13 protein-coding genes are annotated in these 15635 nt (G+C 58.8%); 1 reads left to right on the plus strand and 12 read right to left on the minus strand.

The annotated features are described in order from the left end of the window. Positions 1-3 precede the first annotated feature (3 nt). The gene (locus tag PKO02S_RS17050) at positions 4-879 is read left to right on the plus strand and encodes a helix-turn-helix transcriptional regulator (RefSeq protein ID WP_127585011.1); all 876 of its coding nucleotides are present in this window, start codon (positions 4-6) and stop codon (positions 877-879) included. Here the strand turns inward: PKO02S_RS17050 and PKO02S_RS17055 are convergent. From PKO02S_RS17055 to PKO02S_RS17110, 12 genes are read right to left on the minus strand one after another with little or no spacing between them, the layout of a single operon-like run. Further along, positions 851-1900, minus strand: a complete 1050-nt coding sequence (locus PKO02S_RS17055; protein WP_127585013.1) for a Gfo/Idh/MocA family protein — start codon at positions 1898-1900, stop codon at positions 851-853. The two genes, PKO02S_RS17050 and PKO02S_RS17055, sit on opposite strands and share 29 nt — an antisense overlap. Positions 1901-1918: 18 nt before the next feature. After that, on the minus strand, positions 1919-2671 hold the full coding sequence (locus PKO02S_RS17060) for an amidohydrolase family protein (protein ID WP_127585015.1): 753 nt from the start codon (positions 2669-2671) through the stop codon (positions 1919-1921). Further along, positions 2668-3513 carry a phosphogluconate dehydrogenase C-terminal domain-containing protein gene (locus PKO02S_RS17065; protein ID WP_127585017.1) on the minus strand — a complete coding sequence of 282 codons (846 nt, stop codon included), beginning with the start codon at positions 3511-3513 and terminating at the stop codon, positions 2668-2670. Before PKO02S_RS17065 ends, PKO02S_RS17060 begins: the two co-directional genes overlap by 4 nt. 17 nt (positions 3514-3530) lie before the next feature. Beyond that, positions 3531-4901 (minus strand): four-carbon acid sugar kinase family protein, encoded by a 1371-nt coding sequence (locus tag PKO02S_RS17070; protein WP_246067096.1) that lies wholly within the window; start codon positions 4899-4901, stop codon positions 3531-3533. 18 nt (positions 4902-4919) lie between these two features. Beyond that, positions 4920-6182 (minus strand): ribulose-bisphosphate carboxylase large subunit family protein, encoded by a 1263-nt coding sequence (locus tag PKO02S_RS17075; protein ID WP_127585021.1) that lies wholly within the window; start codon positions 6180-6182, stop codon positions 4920-4922. A gap of 26 nt (positions 6183-6208) precedes the next feature. Continuing rightward, a complete protein-coding gene (locus PKO02S_RS17080; protein ID WP_127585023.1) occupies positions 6209-7270 on the minus strand; it encodes a zinc-dependent alcohol dehydrogenase in 1062 nt (353 codons plus the stop codon). 27 nt (positions 7271-7297) lie between these two features. Next, positions 7298-8629, minus strand: a complete 1332-nt coding sequence (locus PKO02S_RS17085) for a hypothetical protein (protein ID WP_127585025.1) — start codon at positions 8627-8629, stop codon at positions 7298-7300. After that, positions 8617-9765, minus strand: coding sequence for a DUF58 domain-containing protein (locus PKO02S_RS17090; RefSeq protein ID WP_127585027.1), 1149 nt, complete (start codon positions 9763-9765; stop codon positions 8617-8619). Before PKO02S_RS17090 ends, PKO02S_RS17085 begins: the two co-directional genes overlap by 13 nt. 4 nt (positions 9766-9769) lie before the next feature. Beyond that, on the minus strand, positions 9770-10729 hold the full coding sequence (locus PKO02S_RS17095) for an AAA family ATPase (protein WP_127585028.1): 960 nt from the start codon (positions 10727-10729) through the stop codon (positions 9770-9772). A gap of 27 nt (positions 10730-10756) precedes the next feature. Next, on the minus strand, positions 10757-13165 hold the full coding sequence (locus PKO02S_RS17100) for a glycoside hydrolase family 36 protein (RefSeq protein ID WP_127585030.1): 2409 nt from the start codon (positions 13163-13165) through the stop codon (positions 10757-10759). A gap of 4 nt (positions 13166-13169) precedes the next feature. Beyond that, complete coding sequence (locus PKO02S_RS17105; protein WP_127585032.1) at positions 13170-14078, minus strand: carbohydrate ABC transporter permease; 909 nt, start codon at positions 14076-14078, stop codon at positions 13170-13172. Between the two features lie 25 nt (positions 14079-14103). Next, on the minus strand, positions 14104-15096 hold the full coding sequence (locus PKO02S_RS17110) for an ABC transporter permease (protein ID WP_127585034.1): 993 nt from the start codon (positions 15094-15096) through the stop codon (positions 14104-14106). Positions 15097-15635 lie beyond the last annotated feature (539 nt).

Raw genomic sequence — 15635 nt, forward strand, 5'->3', positions numbered from 1 at the left:
AGCATGCATATCAATCAACTATCCCCCTACATCCGATTGGCGATAGATAGCGTTTTGGATCCTTCATGGACGGTGCCCGAGCGTGTCATTTGGGATTATGAGCTGCTATACCTGATGGAAGGACAGCTCGAGGTTAGGATCGAGAGCTGCAACTATATCGGAATCGCCGGCGACTTTTTCTTTTTCCAACCTGGCCAGCGACATTCGATTCGCGTCCATGGAGACGTGTCCCGCATCCGCCAGCCGCATGTGCACTTCGATCTGTATGAGCAGGCGGACAGCCCGGAGGTCGGCATTTCGTTCAAGACGCCTGACCGGATGACGGCCAAGGAGCGCGGCTGGTTCCGCCCCGTCGAGCTGGACAAGGAGCCGTACCGCATCCCGCCGCATTTCCGCCCGGCCGACCCGCTCCCCCTGGAGCAAGCTTTGTTCGAGCTGATCCGTGAATTCGAGACCAAACCTCCCTATTACGAGCTTCGGGTCAAAAGCGTGCTGCTCGATCTCCTCGCCCAGCTGATGCGGGAGCAATATTACGGCAGCAAAATAAAAAGCGAGGGGCAGTTGGAGCTCCTCTCGCAAATTCGCACCTATATCGATCACAACGTGCATCGCAGCCTGAAGCTGGATGAGCTTGCCGACCGGTTCCACATCAGCAAGTTTTATTTGATTCACCTATACAAGCAGATGTTCCAGTTGACGCCGATCCAGTACCACCAGCAGCTCCGGATGGAACGCGCCAAGCTGATGCTGCAGTCCCCCTACCATTCCGTGCAGGACATCGCCGACCAGCTCGGCTATTCGACGATTCATGCGTTCAGCCGGGCGTTCAAAGGGTACGCGAAATGCAGTCCTACGGCGTTTCGAATCCAATCGGAATGACTTGATGCTCCCGAGCGCTCTCATAGGTGGCGAAAATCAATTGCAGCGTCCGCAAATTGTCCTCGCCGCTCGTCTGGAACGCGGTACCGTCGTTCAAGCAGGAGATGAAATGGGACTGCAGCCGGTAATGGCTCTCCTCATGATCCAATTCCGTGCTTTCCGCCACGACGGACACAGCGCCTTCGTTGTCGATGACGGTGATTTGACCCGAGGCGCCGTACCTTATCGTCCCCTTATCCCCTTCGATCAGGAACGATTCCTTATGATTCGCCTTCACCTCGTCGCCCGGAGTGCCTTGCAGCTCGCGCCGGGTCGACCAGCTCATATCGAGCGTCCCGTAGAAATGCTCATGCCCCAAAGTCACGACGCCGCCGTCTTCCCCCACGACATAAGGGCTGACCGACGTCAAAACCGCATACAGCCGACTCGGCTCACCGAACAGGAACCGCCACGTATCGAACCAATGCGCCCCCATCTCATAGAAAAGCAAATGCGGCATAGCGCGGAAAAAAGGTTGAGGAATCGACTTGTCCGGCGCCATGCGCGTCGTGTAGAAATCCGAATGCATATAACGCGCTGTATGAATCCGGCCGAGCGTGCCCGATTCGATGACATGTTTTATCGTTTGAAAAGGCTGCAGCCACCGCCAATTTTCCGTGACCATCAAGCGCACGCCTGCCTTTTTGGTGACCGACACCATCCTCTCGGCCTCCTCGAGCGAACGAGCGAAAGGCTTTTGGCACATGATATGTTTGCCTGCGGCCGACGCTTTCTCCACAAACTCCAGATGCGTCTCCGGTCCGGTGACGATGTCGACGATATCCAGCTCCGCCTCCGCCAGCATCGCATCGATGCTCGTATAACAGGCACTTTCCGGGATGCCGAATGCTTGGGCGCGATCCAGCATTTTCCCTACGGAGCGGTTGCACAGCGCGACAACTTGAACGCCCGGAATACGCCGCCACGCGTGCAGATGTTTCTCCGACCAATAGCCGGTGCCTACTAGGCCGACTTTCCACATAGCCCAATCCCTCCTTCCTTATCCAGCTTGAATCGACAGCCGGTACACTTGCAAAGCCGCTTTGAACAGCACCCAGTCCTGCTCTTCCGGCGTTAGGCCGCTCGTGCGGATCTTGGCCAGCTCCGTGCCCGTATTGTCCGCATGATCGGTGCCGAACAGAAACCGGTGAGCGCCGAGCTCGTGAATCCAGTGGCGCAGCAGGAATCCTCCGGTCCAAGTGATGTCGGCGTACACATTGTCGTAATCCTTCATCGTAATGTAAGTCTCCCCCGCCATGATCATCATCCCGCAGTGCGCGAGAATGATCTTCACGTCCGGGAACCGCTGCGCGACCGGAATTAGATTGCTAGGGTTGGCGAACGGAATGCCTGCTCCGGTATGGACCATCACCGGTACGTCCAGCTTACGAGCCAGCTCGAACACCCGCAGGCCGTCTCTTCCGGCCGGACTAACCGCATGCGCCGACGTATGGATTTTGATGCCGACGAAACCAAGCTCTTCCACGCAGCGACGCACTTCCCGCTCGTAAGCGGCATCCGGCAAATGCGGGTTCGGATTGGCCATGCCTGCGAATCGGTCGGGGTGCTTGCGGCAAAGCGCGGCGATGTCGTCATGCTGCCGGACCACTTCCTCGAGCGTATGCACGAGCGCGGGTTGCACGATCGTAAAGTCGATGCCGAACTGCTCCTTCTTGTCCCATTGCTCCCGCTCCGTGAAATCCTCGTCGAACACCCGGTCATAGCCCATATGCGCATGAACGTCGATAATCATCGTGCGGGCTCCTTCCCCGGGTTCAGCATCAGCCGGATTTGCTCCTTCACGCTGTCCGGCTCGAACAACGCATTCCATCCGTCCTTCAGCCAATAGCCTCGGCCGTATTCCATAGCCACCTGACAGGCGTCCGAGAACGGATTGCCCGCTTCCCCGAAGGCTATCGCCAGCTCGATGTTGATATGGCCGAGCATGAAGTCGCGAGCGGCCTCCGGCGGAACACCTCGCCTTACAGCCTCGTCCATGGCGGACTTCAGAAACATTGCCGCCGCCGCCCCGATCGTCTCCGCCATCGTCGGCTCCAGAATCGCCATCTGCTCGACCGTAATCCGATGCGAACGGAGAACAGGCCCGTACATGCGGACGGCGATCGTTTCCCCCTTCGCATAATCGGCCTCAGGACCTTGCATCAAGGCGCATACGATCGCTTGTTTGGCCTGTATCCCCCCGAAGAAATCCCGCTTCGCTTCCAGCGTCGTCTCGTCGTTGAAGACGGGCGGATGGCAAGGATGGGTGACAAAATACGTCACGTCGCTGCGTTCAGGCAGCTGTCCCAGATGCGCCGCCGCCGGATCGAGCACGATCACCATAGCGCCCGGCTTCAGCTGCGGGACGATGTCTGCGGCAATTCGGCCGATCAGCACGTCGGGAACGGCCAGCACGACAGCGTCCGCGATGCGGAGCGCCTCGTTTTGCGGAGTGGCAGCCAGTCCTTTCTCCTGTAGACGCTGCAGACCTTTTTCCGAAACCTCCACATAGCTCAGCCGGAACTCGGAATTTCTTAAGTTGTCGGTAATGCGGCCGCCCATCTTGCCGCCGGCGCCGATCAAGGCAATGTTCATCTTGTACCTCTCCTTTACTAAGCTCCACCCTGCAGCACTCGAATGAAATAGTCGAACCTCCCGACTTGTCCGCCCTTCAACGCAAGCTCGATTCCGTCGAAATGCGGATGGTCGGAATACCCTTTGCACAGCGGACCGCCGGGAGCGATCGGAATGATCGTCTCCAGCGCGAACACGCCCAATTCCTTCGTCACATAACCGGATGTATCGCCTCCGGCGACCAACACCCTGCGTATACTCAGTTCTTCAACGAGCTCGCGGCACAACAAACCGAGCTGGATGCCGATCTTCCTGCTGCTTTCCGATTCGGCCAAGCCTTCCCGCTTCAAGTAATCCTTTACAGCGGCGATCGAGTCGTCATGCGGTCCTAATGCCGTGTACACAACAACGCTCCCGCCTGCACTCAGCAAAGCGGAAGCCTCCTCGAACAATCGGGCTCGCTCCAGCCGGGCCGTATCGGGATCCATCAGCTTGACGGCATCCGCCTGAAGCCCGGTGAATCCATGATCCATCGCGTATTCCAGCTGCTGCCGGGTTACGGGAGAACAACTGCCCGATAAGGCCAGCATCGCGTCTGCAGGGCCGGGGGCTCCCGCCTCAGCGAACGCCGCCTTCCTCTCGATCCGCCCTTCCGACTGCCAGTGCGCGCCGAGTGCGTACTCGACGCCGGAGGAGCCAACGGTGAACAGCGGCTTGTCTTGGGCGGCATGCCAGATCAGCTCGCCCGTCTTCAGCAAACTTTCCTCATCCAGCACGTCGAACAACACGATTTCCGCTCCGTCCTGAACAAGCCGATCCGTCTTCATCTTCACTTCGCCGCCATCTGCCTGAAGCGCGATAATATCGACAAGCCCGGATTTCCGTGATGTTTGCCTGCCAAGCAGCAGCAGCAAATCCGAATCGTCCATCGGCGTGAGCGGGTGTTCGGACATGACCGGATGGCGGTCGAGCCGATAAGCCGTGTCCCCGATCGAGGCGAAATGATGCCCGAACAGCGTATACCGTTTCAACGCCGGCGCCCCCACAAGCAAGGGCACGAACGGACCGTCAAACGTTTCGCAGCCGATGTCGATTGCCAGGCCGATGCTGCCGATTTCCGGCGATGAATCGAAGGTCGAGCACATTTTGTAATGGACGATCGGGGTTCGGAGCTCGGCCAGCTTGCGGAATAAAGGGCAAAGCTCCCGCTCCATCTCCACCGGCGCAAGCGAGCGGCTGATGCCGGCGACGCCGATCGCCCGGACATCCGGGAATCGTTCCGCTATGATGTCTCGCGGCGGCACATCCAGGAATAAAACAGTCTTAACTCCATGCAGGGCCAGCGCCTCCATGGAGTCGGTAGATCCGGTAAAATCGTCGCCGTAAAAGCTAAGCAACCATTGCGACATGCGCATCTTCTCCTTGCCTTACTGCTTCTTGAATTTGAGAAACGCGCTCTGCAGCTCCGGATGGGTAAGCGCATAGGTTTCCGCGGGTATACCCAACATCGCGGCTTCCCAGCCTTGCTTCATGCTGAGGACGCCGGCACGAGCGCCTTGAGGATGCGCCAGTATGCCGCCCCCGGCAATGTTCATCAGGTCGTATGTGCCGAGTGTGCGATAAGTAGGCTCCGCCGTGAGGGCGGATTGGCCGGAAGACAGCACCGGCATGGCGAGGTTCCCTCCGAACAGCGGCTGCTTCATCGCCTTCACCGAGCGAATGACCGATTCGTTGCTCTCGTAGAACTTGCTGTTCAGCGCATTGACATGCAGATGGTCGGCGCCGGCCAATCGAGCCAGCAGCTGATACACCTTGAACTCCATGCCGAGCAGCGGCGAGCGGGTCAGCATGCCGAACTGATTGCGATGTCCATGGATGGGCAGCGCGCAATACTTGCGCAGATGGGCCAGTCCGGCGAACCCGATGCTATTCAGGCTGACCATCACGCAGGTCCCCCCGTGCTTCGCGACCAGCTCGTGATGCCGCTCCATTTCGTCGATATCGCCCGTAATGTTGAAGGCATACATCGCTTTTGTGCCCGTACGGTCCGCCACTTTCTCGACCGCCTGCATCACCGCCTTGACCTTGAGCTCCAGCGGCGCATAGGGAGGATTGGCATTGAGCTCGTCATCCTTGATAAAATCGAGACCGGCGAGCGCCAATTCCTCGACTAGCGAACTGAGCTCCTCTATGGATAGCCCGATGCTGGGCTTGACTATCGTACCGATAATCGGGCGGCCGTGGACACCAGCCAGTCTGCGCGTGCCGTCGATCCCGAACTGAGGTCCCTTGTAAGCGAAGGCGAACGCTTCAGGCAGCTCCAAGTCGATCAGGCGCAGCCCGGAAAATTCCTGCAGCTCGTACAAATTCCCCGCCACCGCAGCGAGCAAGTTCGGAATCGACGGACCGAAGTTATGGAGCGGGAACGATAAAGTCACCTCGCCTCGCCGATATCGCCCGTCATGGCCTTGAGGCGGCTTTGCCCCCGGGAGGGCGGGCCGGTCGTAAACGTCCAGCTCCTCGATGTGCAACACCTGCGCGCCAAACTTCCGCTTTAGCTCCGGCGTCTCCCCCGGCACCGCCACGAACGTGCCCGTGGACTGCTCGCCGGCCATCACCTCCGCCGCATGCTCCAGTGTGTAAGGGGTTTCAATCAAATATTTGGCTATCACCGCGTCAAACGTACCCATCTCGTCCCTTCCACCTCTACCGAAATTCATCTGCCGCTATCGTCAATCCGGATTGCCACTTTCCCGATATCCTTGCCCTCGTGAGCTTGGCGCATCGCCTCGGGAACCTCTTCTAGCGAAATGATTCGATCTACAAGTCGGCTAACCGGCAGGCGGCCGCTGGCGATCAACCGGATTGCCCGGGAAAAATGCCAATCGGTCGCGAGCACGCCCCGCACTTCCAGCTCGCCGAACACCAGATGATGCAGGTCGAGCGGCAGCTTCCCTTCCGGCAGCCCGCCCAGCACGCAGCGTCCTTGGCTCCGCGTGGCGGACAGCGCATCCTGGATCGCGCCGGCCGTGCCGACGCATTCGATCACTACATCGCTGCCGCGCCCTTCCGTAAGCTCGCGTACATAGTCACCTACCGAACGCTCGATCGGCGAGACCGTATGCCGGATGCCCATGGCGCGAAGCTTCTCCCGCTTGGCCGGCACCGGCTCGGAGACGATGATCTCTGCCGCGGGCGAGGCGTGGAGCAGCGTCAGCGCCACGAACTGGCCGATCGCGCCGCCGCCGATAATCGTGACCGTGTCGCCGCACTTCAGCGCGGCCTTGTCGACGAAGTTCAAGGCGCAGGCCAGCGGCTCCGCCATCGCGCCCTCCAGATCGCCGACCTCGTCCGGCAGCGGGTACAACCGCGTTGCGGGAGCGGTGAACTTGTCTGCGAAGCAGCCGTCCCGCCACAAGCCGAGATGCGACAACTTCGGGCAGATCATATACTGCCCTCTGGCGCAGCTCTCGCAGCTCAGGCATGGAATCAGCGGATCGACGGCCACCCGGTCTCCCACACGGATGGGGCGATCGGTGAACGGATACCGCTCCACGCCCGCTCCCAGCGCCTCGATGACGCCGGAGCATTCGTGTCCCATCACCAGCTTCCCGTTCGCGTCATCCTTTTCGCCGCTCGACCGGTACAGCTTATGAAGATCGGAGGCGCACAGCCCGGCGTATCGCGCACGCACCAGCACCTCACCCGGCCCGGCAACCGGATCGGAGAGGTCGACCAGCACGGCCCGACCTAGACCTTGCTTCTGAATGGCTCTCATAAGGCCCTCCTCGTTCGCTTCGTTGGCTTATCGTTTGCCTGAATCTCGAAGCTGAATTACATCCCGCAGCTTCTCTCCAGTCAATTCCTTGTCACCGTAACGCGCTTCGTAATAGAGCGGGATCAGCGCTTTCCATGCCGGTATCGACGCTTCCTTGCGCCATCTCTCGACATCCGAGCCAACCTCGCCCGGCGTCTTCGCCGATTCGAAACGGTAGCCCTCGCCCATAAACTCCTGCAGCTTCATCCGGTAGAGAAACCTTACACGTTCGCGGTTGTCCTTCAACTGCTCCCACTTCGGCTCGCGATCGAACAGCTTCTTCCAGCCGCTCTTGGCCGAGTCGCTCCACTGCTTCTTAAGGGCGTCCCAATCGAACACATTCGACTTCTCATCCACGAAACCGCCGTCGTTGTCATCGCCGCGCCTGTTCATCCGCTCGGACATCCAGGCTACCAAACGTTTGATCCACTTTCTCAGCAACCGGATGCCCAGATAGAGGATGAAGATGACGGCTCCGATTAAGATGGCGGCCACCACGTAATAGCCCATTTTTTGCAAAAACAGCACGAATGCCGAAGGATCCGTTTCTTCCGCCGTAATCTGGCCGATCTCCAGCGCCGAGCCTGTCGGCATCTCCGAAACCCCGCCCGAAGGTTTGTTCGGTATGATCCGGTCGATCAGACTCTGGTATAGCGCGATGATCTTCTCCTTCAGAGCCGTAACCGCTCCGGCCAGCGCCTTCCAAGAGCCGATCAACATAACGAGCGCGAGCGCAAGCAGGATCAGGATACGGTTTTTCCAAACGACGCCACGGGACAGCTTCGCTTCGCGCGAGCCGGACAACGTCTCGTTCTTCAAATTCATCTCGTTGGAGACGAGCAGCGCTACGGCAAGAGCCGCAAAGCCCAGCAAATACACCGTCGTCTTGTAGCCGCTCAGCGAATCGAAGGAAGGAAAGGCGATCGACCCATAGGCGTAAGTCACCAATCCAAACCAATAAAAACGGATCGGGAACGTGATGTTCCAAGGCAGCTGCGACATCCGAGAGCCCCGGTAGTACAGCAGCGCTCCGATCGCGAAGCCCGATACCAGCGCCAGCATGCTGCCGCTTGAGAAAACATAGCTCAGTCCGCCGACGATAACGACTCCCAGTGCAGTAAGGCCGAACCGGGTTTCAATGCGCCACAGCGAGCGAAGCGTATATCCGGCCACATAGTAGATAGGCAAGGTGAACCACCATAAGAACAGGCCGTCGTCAGGGACGGTCAGAACGCCCAGTTGGATCAGGAGCGGCGCATACAGCAGTAGCTCGACGCAGCCCCGGAATCCCGCGAGTACGATCGCTTTCAGCTTGCCCATGTGTCCATCCCCTCCTTGTCTGTCTGTCCGTTTGCCGGGCTAAGTTCATCATGCGCCTTCTCCTGTGTCAGCGGCACGATCTCTACCGCATTGCCTTGCAGGCGCAGCCGGTCGATCAGCCCTTGCATCTCGTCGCTGACAAACGCCGTAATGACGATGATGTCCATGTTGCTGACACCGCTGTTCACGTCCTGCTCGAGGAACTGGCCGATCGAATCGCTGCGGACCATAATCAGCTTGGCCATCGTCTCGAACAGATCGGTCAGATGCGTCGGACCCGACTGCGCCGCTACCCGCACCGGCTGCTTGGGCGCATCGATCAAGGAGCCGTTGCAGCCGAAGCCCGTCGGGATGCCTTGGGACACCGCATTCTCCGCGATCGAAGCGGCGTAGGCGATCCCCCGCTCCACCAGCTCCGGATCGGTAATGGCGTTCCACATAGTCTCCGTCACGTCGAAATTGACATAGATCATCAACCGATGGTCGGCCGTGAAGTCGCGCTGCTGTACCTGCAGCCTGCTGCTGCGCGCCGTAGCCTTCCAGTTGATCATGTTCATCGTGTCGCCGTACCGGTAATCGCGCACGCCTTGAATCATAAACGGATCTTCCATGATCCAGCGGCGCACGGTAATATCGCCTTGCCACGAATGCGAGGGCAGCGGAATTTCCTCGAACGGCACCGGCTTCGGGTACACGATCAGCTCGGCGCCCATCTGCACCTTCGTGGCCGTCTTATGCAGCCCGAGCATGTCGCCGCATGTCATCGACACGGTTTCCATCCGGTAGCAGCCGCGTTTGCGCGCCACGATTTTATGCCGTCTAACTACCTGCCCGTATGGAAGCAAGGAGAACAAGCTCTTGTGATTCTGCATCGTCTCGCTGCCGCTGATCTCGAGCTGGCGCTGGCTGACGAAGGCGAGCGAGGCGTCGAACAACGCCTCCAGCCGGAGCCACGGGAGCGGCAGCGGCTTGCGATTGACGATCCGCTCCACCATCTCGAGCTCTTCTCCCGCATAACACGATTTGACGCTGAACTGCCGGTGATACGCGATTTTGGACAGTCCCCATCGCTTGAACAGCTTCCCCTGCAGGTAGGCGATCAGGAAAGCCAGGAAGATGAACCAATGAATGCCCATAGCGTTACCCTCGGACCAATTGCTGCTCGGACGGAACCGGAATCTCCTTGAGCAGAGCGTCCAGCACGGCCTCCGCCTTGTTCTTCGCCTGCGACGATTGCCTCATGACCATCCGATGCGCGAGCACGGGCTTCGCCATCTGCTTGATATCGTCCGGCGAGACGAAGTCGCGTCCTTGCAGAGTCGCTTTCACCTGAACGGCACGCAGCAGCGATTGCGAACCGCGCGGACTGACGCCGATCGCCACATCCGGATGGTTGCGCGTCCGTTCCACCAGCTCTATCAAATACACGTACAAGTCGTCGCTCACGGAAACCCGCGTATAGCTGTCCTGCGCATCCACCAGCTCATCAATACCGACTACGCCTTGAATCGTTTCAAGCGGACTTTGCTCTTTGAACCGCTTCAGGATGGAGATCCCATCGGCGGCATTCGGGTAACCCATGCGGATTTTCAGCAGGAAGCGGTCCAGCTGTGCTTCCGGCAATGGGAAAGTGCCCATATTCTCGACCGGATTTTGCGTAGCGATAACGAGGAAAGGGCGGTCCAGCTTGCGGGTCACGCCGTCGATACTGATCTGCCGCTCCTCCATACATTCCAGCAAGCTGGATTGGGTACGCGGCGTTGCGCGGTTGATTTCGTCGGCCAGCAATATATTCGTGAAGATCGGACCCGGACGGAACTCGAATTCCGATTGTTTTTGATTGAAGAAGTTAATGCCGCTCAGATCGCTCGGCAGCAAGTCCGGCGTGAACTGAATCCGCTTGAACCCGCATTGCAGCGAGGCGGCTAACGTCTTGGCAAGCAATGTCTTGCCTGTGCCCGGAACATCCTCCAGCAGCACGTGACCGGAAGAAAGCAATGAAATGAGCAGCTGCTCGACGACCTCATCCTTGCCTACGATGACTTTGCTTATGTTTTCTTTCACTTGTTGTGCCATCTTGCGAATTTGCTGAAGCTCCATGACCGATCCCTCTTTCGTTATGTTGTGTTAGTCGTGACATTGCAGCTTGATGACTTGCGGCTGGGACCTCTGACGGTCCAGCAAGGACAGCCGCCACACATCCGTGGCCCCCACCCGCTCCAGCGATCCGACCCGGCAGCCGGTTGCAGCCGACAGCTCCAATTGCCGCTTGCTGTATATATAGACGGCACCGGATTCCGCGCCGGCTGCTGTCAGCTCCAGCTCGACACTGTCGGCGTTCGCGCGGAACGCTCCGATCTCCGCCGCTCCCATCGAGATGTGGAGGGTAGATCCCACGATCAGCGGCTCCCCTGGCGCCGACCATGGTGTCGCCCTCAGCAAAGCGGGCTCATGCGGCGCCAGCTCCACGGAATGATCGGCGTCGACCACGCCCAAGTACGTTTCGTTCCAGAACGACCACAGGTGGAACTGCTCTCCTACCTGACCGGTCGCCGCTGTAGTCAGCTCCAATCGCCTGGTTGCCTGCTCCGGGTTCCACAGCAGGAACGAGGCGAACTTGCCCCACGTCCGTTCGGCCGTAAAGCCGAAACGAGTATGGTTCTTGTCGACGCCGCCTTGGAGCGATACGCCCTTCTCCGGTGCTGGCGGATTCAGAATTTCCATCATCCGCACCGCTTGGGGCGTGCGGCAATCCGCCTTCTCGAGCGGATCGGAGGTGATGGCGAGTCCGCCGGCCAAGCCGACGAAGCTATGCCACGTACGCAGCTCGCTCTCGTGCATCGCCCGACCCCAGCGTTCTTCGCCGCCCGGCGGATCGACTTGCTCGCGCACCCGCACGTAGGTCACGTCCGGATCGGTAGCGAGCAGCAAGCCGTTGGCTGCCGCGTTCATGCCCGTCGCGCGGATCGCTTCCAGCAGCGTGCACGGATGCGCGTGGCTCCAGATCGGGCAGGAATCGGGTCCGATGCGCACGGCATCCGCATACCCGAGCACCCCGCGGTTGAAGCCCCAGCAAGAGAGCAGATAGGATTGTTCGCCGATCGCTTCCCGGTACAGGCGATACAGCTCGCGATGCACCTGCAGCCGAGTCTTCTTGGAATCGTAGAAGCGGCACCCGCCCCCGATCGTATTGAAATCGATCTTGAAGTAGGTGAATCCTTCGTTCCGCATATCCGTCATTAACTGCCGCAGCCAAGCTTCTACGCCGGGATTGGTCGGATCGAGCCAGTGCGAAGTCGCTCCCCAATTATGAGCCTGTCCGCTGATCTCGCCTTGCCGGTCCCGCTGCAGCCAATCCGGATGTTCGGCGAACAGCTCGGTCGTGTTATGGATGGCCAGCGGCGCCAGCCAAATGCCCGCTTCGGCTCCCGTCCCGCGGATCGCACCTACGACGGTCGACCAGTCTTCGCCGGGGAACTTGTCGTTCCGGCGCCAATCGCCGACCTGCCGCTGAAAGCCGTCGTCGATCTGAATCACATCGAACGGGCAGCTCTCGCTTCTGTCGCGAATTTCCGCCACGGTTGCCAGCACGGTTTCTTCGGTAATCTTATCCATCAGATCGTACCAGCTGCACCAGCCGAACTTCGCGCCTTGCTGCGTCCGCTGCCCGTGCGTCGCTGCGAGCCAGCGGAACACGGTCTCCGACACCTCGGCGTAAGCTCCGCCTAGGACGAGCACCTCTTGCGCCTGCCGCACCTCGCCCGGGTCGACTACGATATCCGTCATCTGGCTCGTGATCCGAAGTGCCATCGCGCCGTCGTCCACGCAGCACTCGAATCCCACATCCGCACGCGGCGGGCCTACGGCCGCCCAAGTGATCCCTTTGTTCCCTTGGTCGGTGTAGAGTGTAAGGAAATCGCTGTAGAAACGGTAGCGGCCATCCGTGTTTTTCGCATCCTCCGACAGCTTGAACGGGACCGGCATGTTGTAGCCCTTCCACCGCTCGATGATGCAGTCGTTCAAGCTCGGCAACGTCTCGCCCATGGTGCCGATACGGGTCTCGTGGGCCATCGAGGAGAGGAACCAATCGCTCGGCTCTCCCTCGCAACGGACCCCGCCTGCCGGCGCGGCCAGCAAGGTGAAGCTGCGCAGCCTTACCGGTTCGTTCGACCCGTTGGTGAAGCTGCCGCGCACGGTAAAGCCGGGTACTCCCTTCAGCTCCGTGACGATCCATTGGAATAGGAAACCCGACGGCTCGCTCCAGATCCAGCTATGCTCCACGCCTTCGCCGCCCGGCGTCGTCACCGGGGATTGGTCGTACTTGGCGGAGCCGGTGCCAGTATCGGTACCTGCGAACGGTTTCCAGACGTATTCCGTCTCTTCCGTTCCGACCAGGATCATCGCTTCCGGCACCCCGCCTGCCAGCTTGACTCCATGGCTTTCGAACGATAACGCTCCTTCCGCTGCATGAAGCGTCATTTTTGCTGTTTTTTCCACATTCGTCGTCGACCCTATGGATTCCGTTTGTCTGTTCATCCCGTTACCCCTTCAGCGAGCCTACTGTGAGGCCCTTTACGAAATACCTTTGGAAAAACGGGAAGATGAACATCATCGGTCCGCCGGCCAATACGGCAAGCGCCATCCGGATCGGCTCTCCCGGCATATCCTTCATGGAGATCAATTGCCCCGGTATGCTGTTGTCGCCGGTCGAATGAATGCTCGCCAGGATGAACTCGATGGAGTGCAGTACGCGTACGAGCAGCAATTGCAGCGGGATGAAGGCCGGATTGTCGATGTAGAGCAAGCCGTTCATCCATTCGTTCCAGTAGCCGAAAGCCGTGAACAGACCGATCGTGGCCATGACCGGCGCGGACAGCGGAACGATGATCTGGAAGAAGATGCGGAATTCGCCTGCACCGTCCACCTTGGCCGATTCGATGATTTCATAGGGCATTTTGGTCAGGAAGCCCTTGATGATCAGAATATGGAACGAGCTGACCAACCCGGGCAAAATGAGTGCGAACAGCGTGTCCTTCAAATGCAAATATTTGGTGACGAGAATGTAAGTCGGGACCAGTCCCCCGTGAAAGAACATCGGGATCAGGAACAGAATGACGATAAACCGGCGGTAAGCAAAATCCGGACGGCTGACGGAATAGCCGATCATTGTCACGAGCAGTACCGCGGCAATGGTGCCGATTACGGTTACGAAGACCGTTACTCCGTACGCCCGTACGACCGCATCCGGCGATCCGAGCAAGTAGCGGTAGGCATCTACGCTCCATTTCTCCGGCAGGAATGTGTATCCGTTCATCAGCAGCGATTGCTGATCGGTCAACGAGACGATAACTACTAGCAACATCGGTACGACGAATCCAATGCTCAGCAGGATGAAGAAGATGTTGTTGAAAATATCGAACAGCGTGACGTTCTTGTTCGGTTGCGACATGTCGCTCCTCCTCTCTTTTGGCGAATCAGAACAACGATTTCTCTTCGTCCAGCTTGCGTACGATCAGGTTGACGATGACGATCAGCACGAGGCCGACGAACGATTGGTAGAACCCTACGGCGGAAGCCATCCCGAAGTTGCCTAGACCGCCGATGGCGCGAAGGACGAACGTATCGATGACATCCGTCGTCGGGTACGTGAATGTCGAGACTTGCTGGTTCGGCACGAAATAGTGAAGCCCGAAGTCCCCGTGAATGATGCCGCCGAGCGACAGGATCAGCAGGATGGAGATGAGCGGCGCGATCATCGGGATGGTCACTTTCGTCGCGATTTGGAAGCGGGAGGCGCCGTCGATTTTGGCGGCGTCGTAATATTCCGGATTCACCCCGATGATGGCCGCGTAGTAGAGCAGCGCCGAGAACCCGACTCCTTTCCACAGATGCACGATGTTGAGGATGTACGGCCACACGTACGTTTCTTTGTACCACGATATCGGCGGCAAACCGGCCTTGATCAGCATCACGTTGGCGAACCCATGGCTATGCTCCAGGAACGCGTAGGCCACATACCCGACGAGAATCCAGGACAAGAAATGCGGCAGGAACATGGTCGTCTGATGAAACTTGACGGAGCGGCGGCTCAGCTCGTTCATCAGCACCGCGATCGCTAAAGCGCAAATGGTCGTGAGGATTAGATAGCTGAGATTGTATAAAATCGTATTTCGCGTAATTCGCCAGGCGTATTCCGTTTTGAACAAAAACTCGAAGTTATCGAACCCTACCCACTCGCTACCCCAGATCCCCTTGTCGTACCGAAATTCTTTAAAGGCGATGATGACTCCGTACATCGGAATGTACGCAAAGATGAGTTTGTAAATAATAGCGGGCAAAGCGAGAATCAGCAGCTCTTTGTTTTTTAGCAGTTGCAGGAAGCGGGGCTTGCCCGCGGGTTTGCCTGTCGACGTCCGCATGCTCGGCGGAGCGGGGGGACTGGCTGCTTGGTTTCGCTCGGAGTCCATTCGTTGTCACCTCTTCTATCGTTTGATGACCCTATCATTCCATAAACGAACGGGCCAAGTAAGTGCAAAATCCGTACTTTGCTCGACTCCGGCAGGGGCAATTGTTGCGCCATGTGCGCTTCTGTCGGGGAATGAGGCGAGGGTGTACACTTGGTGTGTGGGCGGTGCAAAATATGTCGGCGGAGGTGTTCAGTTGGTGCATGGGGAGGACAGGTCGGAGTTGGAGCGAGGCTGGTTGCGGGCGTGGGTGTTGAGTTGGTGCGGGGGAGGGCAGGTCGCTGGGTTCCGATAGAGTACAGAATGGATACTGGCGTGGGTGTTCTGATAGTGCGTGGGGAGGGCAGGTCGGGGTTGGAGCGAGGCTGGTTGCGGGCGTGGGTGTTGAGTTGGTGCGGGGGAGGGCAGGTCGGAGTTGGAGCGAGGCTGGTTGCGGGCGTGGGTGTTTAGTTGGTGCGGGGGGAGGACAGGCAGCTGGGTTCCGATCGCTCTTAAAATCTTGTGCCTTGGATGGAAGCCGGCTGAGGTTGGCACAAGATTTT

This window comes from Paenibacillus koleovorans NBRC 103111 (assembly GCF_004000845.1).
GTDB classification, from domain to species: domain Bacteria; phylum Bacillota; class Bacilli; order Paenibacillales; family NBRC-103111; genus Paenibacillus_AA; species Paenibacillus_AA koleovorans.